The sequence below is a fragment of the Allocellulophaga tsushimaensis genome, from assembly GCF_055383085.1.
Map to the genome: position 1 here is coordinate 81,106 of NZ_AP039451.1, position 15,544 is coordinate 96,649.

At 31.8% G+C, this 15,544-nt stretch carries 12 protein-coding genes; 7 read left to right on the top strand and 5 right to left on the bottom strand.

The window, feature by feature from the left end; genetic code table 11:
* The first annotated feature begins 1 nt into the window (after position 1).
* Together ACZ451_RS00355 and ACZ451_RS00360 are read left to right on the top strand one after the other, a co-directional pair.
* Positions 2-322 carry an Hpt domain-containing protein gene (locus ACZ451_RS00355; RefSeq protein WP_464215087.1) on the top strand — a complete coding sequence of 107 codons (321 nt, stop codon included), beginning with the start codon at positions 2-4 and terminating at the stop codon, positions 320-322.
* A 2-nt stretch (positions 323-324) separates the two neighbouring features.
* A complete protein-coding gene (locus tag ACZ451_RS00360) occupies positions 325-1,044 on the top strand; it encodes a LytR/AlgR family response regulator transcription factor (protein WP_464215088.1) in 720 nt (239 codons plus the stop codon).
* 427 nt (positions 1,045-1,471) lie between these two features.
* Here the strand turns inward: ACZ451_RS00360 and ACZ451_RS00365 are convergent, their stop codons facing one another.
* Positions 1,472-3,193: a T9SS type A sorting domain-containing protein gene (locus ACZ451_RS00365; RefSeq protein ID WP_464215089.1), complete on the bottom strand. Its 1,722-nt coding sequence runs from the start codon at positions 3,191-3,193 to the stop codon at positions 1,472-1,474.
* 492 nt (positions 3,194-3,685) lie between these two features.
* Here ACZ451_RS00365 and ACZ451_RS00370 point away from each other — a divergent pair, with 492 nt between their 5' ends.
* From ACZ451_RS00370 to ACZ451_RS00390, 5 genes are all read left to right on the top strand, one after another.
* On the top strand, positions 3,686-3,931 hold the full coding sequence (locus ACZ451_RS00370; protein WP_464215090.1) for an STAS domain-containing protein: 246 nt from the start codon (positions 3,686-3,688) through the stop codon (positions 3,929-3,931).
* A gap of 548 nt (positions 3,932-4,479) precedes the next feature.
* A complete protein-coding gene (locus tag ACZ451_RS00375; RefSeq protein ID WP_464215091.1) occupies positions 4,480-4,782 on the top strand; it encodes an STAS domain-containing protein in 303 nt (100 codons plus the stop codon).
* A gap of 310 nt (positions 4,783-5,092) precedes the next feature.
* Complete coding sequence (locus tag ACZ451_RS00380) at positions 5,093-6,229, top strand: response regulator (RefSeq protein ID WP_464215092.1); 1,137 nt, start codon at positions 5,093-5,095, stop codon at positions 6,227-6,229.
* A 120-nt stretch (positions 6,230-6,349) separates the two neighbouring features.
* The gene (locus ACZ451_RS00385; protein WP_464215093.1) at positions 6,350-6,907 is read left to right on the top strand and encodes a YeeE/YedE family protein; all 558 of its coding nucleotides are present in this window, start codon (positions 6,350-6,352) and stop codon (positions 6,905-6,907) included.
* A 6-nt stretch (positions 6,908-6,913) separates the two neighbouring features.
* Positions 6,914-7,327 carry a DUF6691 family protein gene (locus ACZ451_RS00390; protein WP_464215094.1) on the top strand — a complete coding sequence of 138 codons (414 nt, stop codon included), beginning with the start codon at positions 6,914-6,916 and terminating at the stop codon, positions 7,325-7,327.
* Between the two features lie 10 nt (positions 7,328-7,337).
* On the opposite strand, the gene ACZ451_RS00395 is transcribed toward ACZ451_RS00390, so the two are convergent.
* From ACZ451_RS00395 to ACZ451_RS00410, 4 genes are all read right to left on the bottom strand, one after another.
* Positions 7,338-8,246 carry a glycoside hydrolase family 17 protein gene (locus ACZ451_RS00395; RefSeq protein WP_464215095.1) on the bottom strand — a complete coding sequence of 303 codons (909 nt, stop codon included), beginning with the start codon at positions 8,244-8,246 and terminating at the stop codon, positions 7,338-7,340.
* A gap of 20 nt (positions 8,247-8,266) precedes the next feature.
* Positions 8,267-10,639, bottom strand: a complete 2,373-nt coding sequence (locus tag ACZ451_RS00400) for an MFS transporter (RefSeq protein WP_464215096.1) — start codon at positions 10,637-10,639, stop codon at positions 8,267-8,269.
* Positions 10,640-10,686: 47 nt separating this feature from the next.
* Entirely contained in the window at positions 10,687-11,970 is a 1,284-nt protein-coding gene (locus ACZ451_RS00405; protein WP_464215097.1) for a glycosyl hydrolase family 17 protein, read from the bottom strand.
* A gap of 89 nt (positions 11,971-12,059) precedes the next feature.
* Positions 12,060-15,515, bottom strand: coding sequence for a hypothetical protein (locus ACZ451_RS00410; RefSeq protein ID WP_464215098.1), 3,456 nt, complete (start codon positions 15,513-15,515; stop codon positions 12,060-12,062).
* Positions 15,516-15,544 lie beyond the last annotated feature (29 nt).

Sequence of the window (15,544 nt, forward strand, 5' to 3'; positions counted from 1 at the left end):
TATGGAAGAGGAACCAAATTTAAATTACATTAAAGAATTGTCTGGGGATAATAAAGATTTTGAAAAAAAATTTATTACTATTCTAACCACCGAATTTCCTGAAGAAATGCAGGCTTACCTTGTAGATATCTCTAATAATAATTTAAAGGATGCAGCTGAGATGGTTCATAAATTAAAGCATAAGTTTAATATTTTAAGTTTAGAAAAATCATATGTTTTTGCGGTGAATCATGAAGAAAACTTACTTGCTGGAAATTTGGAATTCCACAGTGAATTTCGCCAGATCTTAAAAAAAATAGAAACGTATATAAAAACCATCTAATTATGAATTGTATTATTGTAGATGATGAAGCTGCTGCAAGAGCTATTGTTACTCAATTATGCTCTAGAGTTTCTGGAGTAGATATTATTGAAGAATTCTCTAGTGCAATAGAAGCGATTAAGTTTCTAAATCAGCATACCGTTGACTTTATTTTTTTAGATATTCATATGCCCAGTTTTACTGGTTTTGATTTTATACAAACCCTAAAAAATCCACCTAAAATAGTACTTATCACTTCTGATACAAATTTTGCTTTGGCGGCATATGAATATGAAGCCATTGTAGACTATTTAGTAAAACCAATTACGTTAGAGCGCTTTGAAAAAGCTATTCAAAAAGTAAAAAACACACAGATACAAGTACCAAAAACTTCAACAGAAAATCTAGAGACTTCTGAAAAAGAAGAAGAAGGAAACGATTTATATATTAATATAGATAGGCGTTTAATTAAATTAAAACTTGATGATATTCTAATTATTGAAGCTAAAGGTGATTATATAAATATAAAGACGAATACAAAAGACTATAGGGTACATAATACCCTAAAAAAAATAAAAGAAAAACTTCCTGATAAAACCTTCTTACAAATACACCGTTCTTACATTATTAATTTTGCTAAGATCATTGATATTGAAGATAATAGTGTTTTAATAGAAAAAAATGTAATTCCTATTAGTCGCTCTAATCGACCTGAATTAATGAGGCGATTAAATTTATTATAATACATACAGATTATCCTCTTAAATAGGTAAATAAAGTAATTTTAATCAATTCATTTGCCTAATTTAAAAGTGTATTGAGCTACAGAAAACAATCACTTTACCGAAAGCTACCTAACATAGTCTTTCTTACCCTTTACTTTTGATGCAAACCATGTTTCACTCAAAATTAAATTGTAATGAAGGCTGTACTATTTTTAACCCATATTTTAAAAATTCTTATAGTCATAGTATGTATTGCAATACCAATTATAACTATTTCTAGTCTTTTCTTAACTCTCATGAGCATTTTATAAGGCTATCTAACAAGTATCTTTTACCAATAGAAACTATATTGATGTGCTTTATATTGGAATTGCTCTAGATTAAAACATAATAATTTATAAAAAAAATACCTTTCCTGTACATTACAGGAAAGGTATGCTTTATTTTACCGTACAATAAGCCGATGTGTTTCTTGAGTTTTATCATGGTGTACTTTTAAAAAGTATACACCTGGCTGGTAGTGTTCTATATCAAAAGGAGTACCTGCTTTATAGGGCCCGTTATATAACGAACGCCCGTCTAAGCTTAAAACCTGAAGCTGAATAGCTCCTTTAAACTTAGTATTAAAAAGTTGAAAAGAAGTCTGGGCAGGGTTTGGGTAAAACAAAGTTTTCTCTTCAGTATTCAATAAATCCAAGGCATTAAAGTTAGTAAAGATATCTGCTTTTAAAGAACTTCCACTAACACTTTGATATTCATACGCTCCAACATCAAAATTACCATCAGAAATTCGAAAATCATTATTAAAATCGAAATTAACACCCCAATTAGAAGCATCTGTCCCCACATTAATCAAGGCTGAAGTTGAACTCGCAATGCTATAATCATCATTCCAAATATCCTGTAATCCCAATGTATCTATTTGGCGGGTCATCACATTAGTATATATTCTAGAAAGCGCGCTATCACGAGTTATTCTTTTATTAAAATCTATATAACTCTCTTGGTCCCCTTTCCATGTATTCCCAGCTGCATGATCATTGCCCGGGTCTACAATCAAATTATTTACAAAATAGCTTGGAACATTTTCCTGAGAAGTAAACATCTTAGATGGATCATCCGTTAAGGTAATCACCGTATTATACAAAATCCCCGATTTTTCTGGTTCTATAATAGTATTATTAAGAATATAGTAGCCTTCTAAAGGGTTATCAAACTCATGACGATTATGAATAAACATCCCGTGCAGGCTTGGTCTTACCAGTACGTTATTATACACTTTTGTTCCGCCTTCTACACTTATGAGTTGGTAACCTTGCCCTAATTGAATCGTATCATTTTTAGAATAATTATTATAAATTTCATACACGCCACCACCAATACTCATAGCAAAATCTTGCGCATAAACATTGTCTAAACCATAGTTTGTAATGGTATTATCACTAATTACCCCATTTGATCTTACTAGATTTAATTGAATTCCGTCCCAACCTATATTATCTAAAATATTATGTTTAATAGTTACATTTTCTAACCAATGCCCGTATATATATGCTCCATTACATTGACGATTAGATTTTACTTTATACCCTCCAGTAAATCCAACATAAATACCTTCTGCTCCCGTATCATGGATGTAGTTATGGTGTATATTTAAGTTCTTTAGAACATAACCATTACTCCTCCAAGTATTGGGATCGCTACATCTAGGGTCTGTTTTTGCCATTATTCCAGCAAAACCTACATGCTCAATTTCCAGATGATCTATTTCAATATCAGTACTTAAATCTTCAACACCCACTCCTACAGATCCACCATTAGTAGTTTGTAAAACATGTATGCCATAGGTATACCCTGAATCTCCACTCCCAGTAAGTCTAATAAATTTACTTCGCTTAAATGCAATACCAGAGTACTGGTGTTCCGTAATTTCTACCTTGCCCCCACAATTTATAAATGTTACTGGTGAATTACTAGTCCCTTCAAAATCATAAAATCGAAATCCTGCATAACTTCCAGCTGGAATACAAATAGTATCTCCTGGGGAATAATTTACTTGGGAAGCCCAAATAAGGTTCAAAGATGTACTTTTTAACCCCGTTAAAGTAACATCACAATTACATGCCTGTCCAAAAATAAGAGTAGTCGTCATACATACTACGCTCATCATTAATAGTTTAGCTCTCATATTATATAGTTTTTCGCAATTGTAAGAAATATTTTAATACAAAATAAATAATACTACAAATTATGCAAGAAATATTGTATAATTTGATTGATATGTAACATAACTAGCATATTATTAAGACTTTTTTATTAAAATTTGATGATAATGATTAGAATGATTGTAATGCTTATATCTTCATTTTAAGTATCATTTATATATTCTTTAAGAGCTAAAAAGTGAATCATTATTTCTAATAATTTAAATTGTACAAAGAAAGATTACTACTATAAATAGTTAACAATACTATTTTAAAATTATGAACGTTATTTATTAAAGTAAGTTTATTCTTTCATTTTTAACTAAAAGTTAAAAACGTACCACTCGTCTAAAGCAAAATGCCAACCATCTATAAAAATTAAAAAATAACAACTACTTATACCATCTTTGTAGTGTTAGAAAAGCAATAATTATAAACATATTAACCTTATTATCATGGCATTACAAATTACAGAAGCACGTGGAATATTTTTAGTTTATGGAGAATTAAATAAAAATAATTCGGCCATTTTAGCAAGGCATATGAGTAGTTTTATCAATTCTTCAAAAAAAGTAACTTTAAATTTAAAGAAAGTAACAAAAATAGATCCCCATGCTATAGTTACTATTCAGCAATTATATGATAAGGCAATTCAAAAAAACAATCTGTTCGCTATTCTAGGTTTGGAGGGTATGATATAGCAACAAAATTTTATAAACAACAATTAGTTATATAAGATAGTAAGCTACTCTAGTTCCCCCTATACTTGTTATCTACAAATAATGATTTATTTAAAAAAATTAATACACTACACATAAAAAAAATAGTGTTAGTCTACTTTTAGGTGTGTAAAAGTCATAAACTTTGGAGGAGGTTTATGGCTTTTAACATATCCATATCATACCAATTAGCTTAAAAATAGTGTTATAAAGCCTAAAATAAACTCTTCATCTAAAAAATAATTTTAAAAAGTCTTTAATTACAAAACCACACACTCATAACATTCTGATATATAATAATTTACAAATATATTTAATCATTTTTCATATTAATTATCTTTACTTTTCTTTAGATTTTGATTTGGTATTTCATCGAAAAGGCTATTCAAAAAACAATAATATTTGTACTAATCGTTTTATTTTGTAAGAAATAACTTATAATTATAAATGATAATTATTACTTATTTGTTAAATAATAGTATAAATATGCGTATAAAATTCATATTTATAAAACCCAAAATCTTAGAAACATGGCTTTACAATTAAAAAAAACAAAAGATGTATTTGAAATTACTGGAAATCTTACTGCTGAAAATGCAATAAGTTTAAAAAATCATTTCGACTTTTTTATAGATGAACTAGATACCATTATCTTAAATTTAGAAAATGTTAAAGCAATAGATCATACAGCAGCATATACCTTAGAGCAATTGTATTTAGATTTTATGAAAAGTAATAAAGTGATCCAGATTATTGGTAAAGAAAATGAAAATATTGTTGATTCTATGAAGAATACTAGAACTTCTTATATTTTATCTAATGATCGTATATAATACCATGCTAAAATAGTTGCCCCATAACAACTATTTATGTTTAGTGTGTTTTGCATTCTTTATCAAAGGATGCAAAACACCTTTATTATTTAAAATTCTTCCATATCTCATCTTTATAGTGTTCGCTTTTGATATAAACACATATATAAATAATTATAATACTCAAAAAAAAGTATTATAATTCATCTACTGCTAAAAGCCATTCAACTACACCTAAACACAACTGATCTAAAGTTTTTAAAAGTAACCTTTAGCCCAAACTATATTTACCTCTAATAATGTATTAGGAAATCTATACAAAACCGCTAATATGAAAATTTTAGTCATTGATGATCAACAGTTGATCCTTTTATCTGTAGAAAAAAAATTAAAAGAACTGGGCTATGATGTAAAAACTACTAATAGAGGGGAAATGGGTATTGCACTATTTGAAACCTTTTTTCCTGATCTTGTTATTATAGATATTAATATGCCAGATATGTCTGGTTTAGAAGTTATCCAATATATCCGCATTGTTAAAAAAATGCATACGCCTATTGTGGTTATCTCTGGCAATACAAATGAAACTACTATTATAAATGGCTTTAATTTAGGAATTAATGATTATATGAAAAAGCCTGTAAGTTTGGATGAAATGGCTGCTAGAATCAATAGAATTCTAGGAAATAAGTTTAATCAAATTTACCTCAAAAAACATAACACACAGATGCTTCAAAAATATTGTGTTGGCATTGTAATCCCCTGTTATAATGAAGCCAACCGATTATCTAGTACAATTTTTGAAAAGTTTACCCATACAAATTTAGGGTATCATATATGCTTTGTAAATGATGGCAGTACAGATAATACATTAGCTGTTTTAAAAAAATTACAAAAAGGAAACCAAGATAAAATAAGCATATTTAATTGCGAGAAAAATGTGGGTAAAGCTGAAGCCGTACGCCAAGGCATAAATTATTTATCTAAAGACAAACAGTTAGATTATATAGGATATTTAGATGTAAATCTTTCTACCGGTTTTAAGGACTTTGAAGATTTAGTTAGCATCATTGCCAATTCTGAATTTAAAATAGTAAGTGGCTCCAGAATAAACCGTATGGGAGTTAAAATAGCAAAAGAATCTGCACCAAGTATTATGAGTAAAGCTATTAATTTTATTATTCAAAAAATCTTACGAATGCCATTTAAAGATACTCAATGTGGTGCCAAAATAATGGATAGAGAAATTGCAACAACAATGTTTAAAAAAAGGTTTATTACCCGTTGGCTATTTGATGTTGAAATTTTTATGCGAATGCGCAAATATTATGGTAAAGAAAAAGTACAGCAGCTTATATGTGAACAACCCTTAAAACATTGGGTGCGGGTTGATGGAGCTAAATTTTCTATACAAAATGCTATTAAAACATTTGGGCAACTAGCACAAATAGTCTTTCACTATAGGTAAATAATCAATATTTATGCGCTCAGTGTTATGCTGAAATTTAAAAAACAACTTGTATTTATGTAACCATTATTACATATAACCATTCTCTAATCCATACTTTAGCATTAAAATTTTAACAAAATGGATTTTATACTTCAACCGTGGCCTTGGTATGTTTCTGGACCTTTAATCGCTATAATTATGGCTTCTCTAGTATTTTTTGGAAAGACTTTTGGCATGTCTTCTAATCTTAGAACATTCTGTAGTATTGCTGGTGCTGGAAAATATGCAGCTTTTTTTAAGTTTGATTGGAAAGCGCAACGCTGGAATTTAATGGTGGTTTTAGGGGCTATTATTGGGGGTTATATTGCTACCCATTTTTTATCTGATGGCAGCCCAATAAATTTAAATCCACAAACCATAGAAGACCTAGAAGCATTTGGTTTTATACATGCAGGAGAAAGCTTGTTACCAAATGAAATTTATAGCTGGGAAAACGTATTTACTGTTAAAGGACTATCTATATTAATTGTTGGTGGTTTTTTAGTAGGTTTTGGGACTAGGTATGCTGGTGGTTGTACATCAGGACACGCTATTACCGGACTTAGCAACCTACAATTACCCTCTTTAATTGCTGTTATTGGTTTCTTTATTGGTGGCTTACTTATGACACATTTTATACTCCCATTCATTTTTTAATTTCTTATGAAATATTTAAAATTTTTACTTGTCGGAATTATTTTTGGTATTGTTTTGGTAAAGTCCGAAGCAGTATCATGGTATCGCATTTATGAAATGTTTAAATTTCAATCTTTTCATATGTATGGAATTATTGGTTCTGCGGTACTGCTGGGAATCATTTTTTTAGCAGTATTTAAAAAAATGAATGTAAAAAGTACTGAAGGAAAAGAAATTTATCTTGCTCCAAAAGAGAAAAGTATTACCCGCTATATTTTAGGAGGTGTTATTTTTGGCTTAGGTTGGGCACTTGCAGGAGCTTGCCCTGGCCCTATGTATATTCTTTTAGGAACAGGAGCCTTTAGCATTTTAATTGTTATTGTAGCGGCTACATTAGGGACTTTTGTATATGGGTTGCTTAAAAATAAGTTGCCGCATTAAATGCGGTATATTAAAATTTAAGTTTTTCATTTTTATCCCAAAGCCCCCAGTAGGCTCCAACATCACCTTCATCCCCTATTTTCCAAGATTCATCAAAAGAGGAAAAGTAGAAAACATCAATATTATCTACTGCTGCCCAAACCTGAGTATTGATAAAATACTTAATAGCATTTTCTTTAGAAGAAATTGCGCCTTCAAAACTACCGCCTTGACTTGGCCAACCAGTTTCTGTAATAATTACTTTTTTACCCTGAGCAGCATCTTTAGCTTGCCCATACATTTGTTGCATATGGTTTAAAGAATATGCTATAGGGCACCCTTCCCAATATGGGTAACAATTAGATAAAATAACATCGCAAGCTTCTGCAATATTTGGTCTTTGTGTAAATTCATAATAGGCATCTACATAGCCAACTGTTATCCCTGGCAATGCTTCTTTAACTCGGTTGATGTACATTAATAATTGTTCTTCTGTTAAATCTCCACGGTACATTACCTCATTACCCACAGCAGCAATATCTACACAACCTTCTTTAGCTAATGAAATTAAACTATCTATTTCTTTTTCATTTAAATCTAAATCATCTCCTAGCCAGGCCCCTACTAATGTTTTAAGTCCATTTTTATAGGCTATTCTAGGAATATGTTCATTCCCTTCTATACAAGAAAAAGAACGCACCCATTTGGTATATGGTTTTATAATTTGTATACGCCTATTCACCTGTTCTTCTGTAATAATATCTCCTGGTTTTTGACCGTCTTCGTATATACTAAAACAAAGACCATGCATCCCACTCCTTATGGTGTCTCGCCATAATTCATATAAATCCTCTTCAGAATAGGTACTAAAATCTACTCCAACATGTTCTGAGAAGTTAGTTTTTTCTAATGAAAAATGATGTTCCTTTCTGTATGACATATTCCCAGTATTGTAAAGTTCTAGTTATATTTAAATTTTTCATCAGCATCCCATAAACCCCAAGAAGTTCCAGCCCAACCTTCTGAATGTATTTTCCAAGATTCGTCAAATGAAGAAAAATAAAACAATTCTACTTTTTTACTTTTAGCCCATAGCTGTGTTTTAATATAATACTTCATTACATTTTCGTTAGAAGGCACTGCAGAATGAACTGTCTCACCTTTGCTTGGCCATCCTGTTTCTGTTATAATAACTTTTTTTCCATTTGCAGCATCATTAGCTTTTCTATACATCTCTTGAAGATGAAAGCCTGCTGTCTGGATATCTGCCCCTTCCCAAAATGGATAACAGTTTACAAGTAAAATATCGCATGCATCTGTTAATTTTGGTCTGTTTCCAAATTCATAATAGGTATCTACATAACCCACAGGAATATGCCCCGCTTCTTTTTTAACAATCTGTATATAATTTATTATAGCTTCTTCGCCTAACTCATCTCTATACAAAACTTCATTACCTACAGCAGCTATATCAACATGACCGTTTTTTAGTAATGTTATTAAACTTTCAATCTCTTTTTTGTTCTCCTCCAATTTATTGTTAATCCATGCTCCAACCATGGTGTTAAAGCCCATTTCTTTAGCTATCCTTGGTATATTTTCATGTCCATTAGTACAAGAAAATACTCTAACCCATTTAGTATGTGGTTTTAGCACTTCTAAACGTTTTCTAATCTGTTCTTCTGTTATTTCATCTCCTGGTTCTTGTCCTTGTTTGTAAGCACTAAAACAAATACCATGCATTCCTGTTTTTAGCGTTGTATTAAACCTATCTTGTATTTCGGTTTTAGAAAGTGATTTAAAATCAAAATCTGTAGTAAAAAGATATGGGAGTTTTTCTTTTAGTTCTTTTTCTGACAATCCGCTTAAGTTAGTGACCGATAAGTCAGCCATTTTAGCATAGCCAGAATCATTTAACGCTTTTCTATTCTCTAATGCCTCACGAATTTCACCTGCCCGCTCTTCAGTAACATTATAATTGCGCATTACAATCATGGCAATAACAGTTCCTATTATAGGAATACCTGAAAAAGCTAATCGTAATCCATCAACAGCACCTTCTGGTTGAATGGTTTCTCCTGAATCAAAACCTACCGTACTCATAATAACTCCACTTAAACCTCCTGCTATTGCAAAACCAAATTTTACCATCCACCAATAAATAGCTCCAAAAGTACCTTCTCTTCTAAGCCCTGTATTAAGTTCATCTAGATCTATAACATCAGCTGTCATAGACATCATCAATAAAAATAGACTACCTATACCAAAAGAGAAAAACGGTAATGCAATTATGAACATATAAGGCTTACCTGGTATAAAGAGAAACCATAACATAAGGTATCCAACAATTGATATTCCTTGCGATACTAAGAAGGCTTTCTTTTTTCCCATAGTTTTAGACAATCTAGCCACAATAGGTATCACAAAAAAAGTAGTTCCCAGGGCACCTAAACATCCAAAAAGAGTAGGCCACATCCCCGCTGCACCAGCGTCACCATCAAAAAGCTTATACACAATAATAAAAAATGAAAAAGAAGCTATCGTCATAAAGGCATTATATACTAAAAACGTAGCAATACATAACTGTCTAAATGGTTTCATTTTAAACGCACTCACAAAACCTGATCCTATTTCCTTCAGGCTATTTCCTATACTTTTAAGATTAAGTGGGGAATAATCTTCATTTAATGTTGACTGACTCTTAATAAATATACCCGGTATAATAGCACAAAGTGCAAAAATAACCCCAACCCAAATAGCAAGTGATCTTGTAGCAACTTCTGCAGATTCAAACCACTTTGGATCATACATAATTATCCAAAACCAAGGAGCAATTACCCAGGCCCACTGACCAATCCACTGGGCTGTTGCCATAATACTGGTACGCTCATGAAAATCGTTACTCATCTCATACCCCATAGCAACATAAGGAACACTAAAAATAGTAATCCCTAAGTAAAATATAAATGACCAAAACATAAAGTAGGCAAAGTTGTAATCGACTCCAGCTCCTTTATAAAGTTGCCACATCATAATAAAAGCTGTACCTGTAATAATACCACCTAGAATCACATACTGTCGTCGTCGTCCCCATTTAGATTTGGTATTATCAGAAATATATCCCATAATAGGATCTGTGAAGGTATCGAAGAGTCTTGGAAAAAAATAAATTACGCCCCACATCCATCCAGGAAAACCTAAATCTTGTACTAAAACTACCATAAAAATACCCAAAGCGGCAGGAAACATTTGATTGGCAAGCATACCTACACCAAAAGCAACTTTTTGACCGAATGGCACTTTGCCATTTACTACTGTGTTTTCATTTGACATATCTTTTCGTTTTAGTGAGTAATTCTATTTTATATCATTGTAAGCGTTTATTTACTTGGCGGTACAAGTACCTCCCCCAATAAACTGTCTTTATTTCCTCCGTATGTTTTTGTGATGGTTTTTCCATCTCTTGTTAGCCCATTAAAAATTCCTTTATCTACTAAGTTCCAAATTGCAAACTTGGCTTGGCCTTTTAAATTGATTAGTCCAAAATGATTCTCTGAACCCTCAGGGTTTCCCGCATCTTTCCATTGCTCATCAAAAGCTTCAAAATAAAAACAAGAAATTCCTTCTTTATTAGTCCAATCGCGCATCATATTATAATACAAGCCTTCTTTATATTCATCACAAGCTTTGGAACCGCCAGCACCATATAGGTCTGTGGAAACACTAGCCCAACCTGTTTCTCCAATATGTATTGGTTTGTTTAATCCTAAACCTTGCATGTAAGCTTTTACACTGTTATACTGTCTCATAGCATATGATGTAGCTCTTTGCATCGCTGCATCGATTTTTGCAATATCTGACAGGTCTTTTTCTGTTTCTGGTACTTTCCAAAAATCTGGATTATAATGCGTATCATGCATTGGATAGGTATGTATAGAAAGGAAATCTACAGCTACAATAAGCTTATTTAAATCTTCTACATGGTATGATGCATCTCCTCCACCCCATGAAGCAAAATTATCAGAACTCGTAATCCATAAATCTTGTGATAAAGTTCCTTTATCTTTTAATTCTTGGAGGTGATTTACCCATTTTAAGATCACCCATGGCTCTACATAATAACTGGTTGCCCATTTTACCATGGCTTCATTACCTACGGCAATAACTTTAACGATATCTGAGTAAGCATTAGCTAGTCTTACCGCCTCTGTAATTTCTACAGCATTTCTATCACTTTCTAGTTGATGATTAGGTTCTTGATCTGTCCATGCATTTTTACAATCAATCCAAGCCCCTAGCATCACATACATCTCAAAGTTAGGATCTTCTTCCTTTAACTCTTTAATAGCCATCAAAACATTAGACGCATGGGGTAAATGCACTTTGTAGGTTCTTAAAATACGGATACCCATGGCATAAAGTATACGCATATCATCTTTTAACTGAGGAATAGTGGGCTCTATATCATGATCAACTTCTCGATACCCTCCATAAGATATTGCCAGGTATTCTGGATTGCCTAAAATAGCTTTTGCACTTTGATTCATAACTACTTTCTCCGTAATTTTTTGATTCTCTTTTTTTACTTCGTTTTTACATGAAAAAACACTGAGTATTAACAGTAAAAACAACACTCTTTCGCAATTTCTTCTAATGCATCTCATACGCTTATGGTTTTGCTCATATCATGAGCGTTTCATACTCCAACACGTGTTGGATTTTGAATAGAAGTGCCTATTTAACGTCTTTGCCTTTATTTTTTAAAAGCAACTATAATACGTTCAATTACTCCAGTTCGCTCAAAAATTTGATAACTGGTTTCTTTATCAATTTCTAAACCATTTATTTTTTTTGCTTTTCCATTAGCAAATACCACTTCAATCTCCTCGTTTTCTGATATTTGATACTGTATCGGTAACTGACAATAGGTAAAAGCGATACTATCTTTAGGCAATTCTATTTCTTTGTTTTTATTATTTACACTGATGTAATGAAAGGTTTTTACCTCCTTTAAAAATTCATCTTTTCTTAGCAACCAAGTTTTAAACTGTAGCTTACCATCTGCAACAAAAACACCAAGCTCTCTAAATCTGGTGATAATATCTTCTTTCACCTGCCCTGTCATGCCTGGCTGTTGCGCACCTTTACCTGCTGGAGTATGCGAATATGGATCTGTTGGAACGGCACCATATAATTCTGGAGACTTATGAACACCTATACCTTCATTTATCTCATAATAGTGCTCCATTAATCTCCCTATAACTTCTTTACTTTCCTTATTCTCAATAGCTGTTATACAGGTTTCTTGTACTGCCAGTAGTAATTTAGAAACCATATGCCAATAAATAGACCCCAAGCCTTCATAACCAAAAAAGGTGCCTGATCTTCCTGTAAAGGCTTTATGATTAAACACCTCTTCAAAAATATTACTGAGCACTTCTTTTTCTTGTGCTACTAGTGCATCATATTTTTTAGGCAATTGAGATAAGGCTAGTTTTAGGCTCTCTACATTATTAAAGTTTCCATTAAAATGATAGCTTGCATCGCCTGTTTTTTCTACAATACTAAAATTCTCGTCTTTTAAAAGTGCTTGTACTAATTTAGATTTCTCTGCCTTTACTTTAGGTATATTATTCTTTTCCGAAAATCTTGCTAATTGCTTATTTGGATATAAAATATAGCTGTATTGATCTTTACGAAATAGCGCACTATGCTTTAGCGCATCTAAAACTTTTAGAGAGGCACTACTAGAAATATATCCAGAACTTAATACCGCTACCTGTCCTTCTAACATTTCAGATAAATACGAAATAGAAACTTCAGAATTACTTTCAAGGGTCATTAGATTATATGCATGGTACAAGGCATCTTCTCTTTGGTTTGCATCAATGCTATGGTCTATATGCTTTAAAGTAATTTGTATAAATTGTAGAAGATCTTCTTGGCTAAGTGATGTTATATTTCCTTTAAAGCCATTTGTATATATTTTTTCGCGATAGTCACTGCCTGCATTTCCCAAACCATCCATGATTTTTTTCCTATCGTTATTCGTAATACTTTTATTTAGTATAGCAATATGCGTTACAAAAGTTACACGCACTTCATTGAAAAACTGAACGAGTTCTGTTGATATTTCGTATTCATTTTTGGGAGCTGCTTCAATAATTTTTTCAAAAAAATGTAAAAATCGCCTTAGATAATATAAGGTGACCATAGAAACTCCATTCCCTACCAATGCATTATTAGCATCGTTCCATTCTGGTCTTTGGGTATTCATCCAAATACCACCTTCAGGAATAAAATTAGATACTTTTGCTAGGACTGTTGCAAGTAGTTTTTCTATTAAATTTACCTTGTAAATAGTATTATTTACATCTTTTAGCAAAGCACCATCTGCACCTATTTGCTCCTTTTCTAGATTAATTTTAGCATGTAATACTTCATCAAAAACAATAGTATCTTTAGGGTTTTTAAGAATATCTGAATAGCTTTTAATTTTATAAGGAACATTGGCGTAAACAAAAATATCCTGATCAAAATACGTTTCTAAAGCCTTAGGGTAATGTTGTTCTATAGACTCTAAAAATTTTAAAAGATAAATAATTTGATGATCTCCCCAATAGCCTATATAAGACCAAGGATCATCTGGTTCTATAATCTCCCAATCAAACCCATCTTTAGTCACGCGATATGGGTTATAGCCATCAAAAGTAGTTGCATTTAAAAACTTATGAATCATGCTATCCATAAACATGGGGTATGAAAGTGCTAAAGCTTCCCAATTCTGAAAAATATCGCGCCAATTCCCCTCATAATCCAATACTTTAGTACCATCATCGGTTTCTGTATTAATGGAAAATTTATTCCACGGACGGCTAGGATCTCCATGCCTACGGCTAAATTTTAAAGGCATATATTCAAAAGCTAAGCGCTTAAAATTAGCATCCGTTGCTGTTTTTATGATTTGCTTTAAGGTTGCTAATGTAAATACCTCAGCTATCTCCTTAAATAATTCTTTATGGGTTTTATATACTGTACTATTTCCTTTTTTAAGATAATTAAGAAAATCGCTTTTTTCAATTTCATAATTATGATCAAAAATTCCACCTCTCATGATATTGAAAAGTGTATTTGAAAAATGTCTTGTATTCCTAAGTTTATCTGCGGTGAGCTGCAAGCCATCTGAGGCAGCATTTAAGGCTACTAATGTCTTTGAACCTTCTTCTATGTCTTTTTGAATAATTTGAGCTATATCTTTTTTTGATGTAAGCAACTGATGAATAGTACTAATAGCAACTTTAGATTGATTTACTTCAGCTACAATCATCCATTCTTTTTCCGAATTTTCATTCAGTACAAACTCATCGTTGATTAAGTATGCCCCTTTTTCTGCTCTTACATCGGTTTCTTGTACTAGTTTTTCACCTTTTCTGAAAGCGTCTAATTGTACCGTAGAAATAAGGTGAATCTTTTTTTCAAGACCTGTGGACCATACCGTAGTAGCTTTTAAAGCCTCGCTTGGTTCTGCCTTATCTACTATAATGGCACTAAGGGCATATATACCTAATCCTATGTCTTCTTCTAATTCACTTTTTTTATAAGCATCTACTAAATTACTACTTGCATTTTGCAAAGCAGAAGCCACTCCATAAGGCATAATATTTAAAATGCCATCTAAAATGCTAATTGGAATTTTAGCGGTACTTGTATTTATTAATGTAGATTTTTTAATGAAACCATATTTGTTACTAGAACTCCATTGATATCTATAAGTAAGCCCTAAATCGGTATTTATTTCTTCAAAAACAATCTTATTCCCATGAGCACTCTTATAAAGATTTCTTTGAATTTGATATGCTCCTGAAAAAGAATCTGAAAATGGTTCCCAAAGAGAAATACGTTCTCCTTTATGAACCTGTAAAATGGTTTTATTCCCTGTTATTTTTGCAGACTCTGTAATTTTATCATCAGTATAATATGGGAATAATGCTGATTCTGCATTTTTTCGTCCAGCGGTAAGTCCACCATTACTCGAAATAAACATCCAATGATTGGAACTGCTTACGATACTCATAAAAAAGGGTCGCATTGTATCATAATTCGAAATTTTGTAATACGATTCATTTTCGAACTGCACTTGCTTTCCTATGACTTCTTTTAGAGGCGTATTTATTTTTGAATTACCGATGTAGATATCCTGTCCAGACATGAATTATTGTTGGATATTTAATTTGCAAA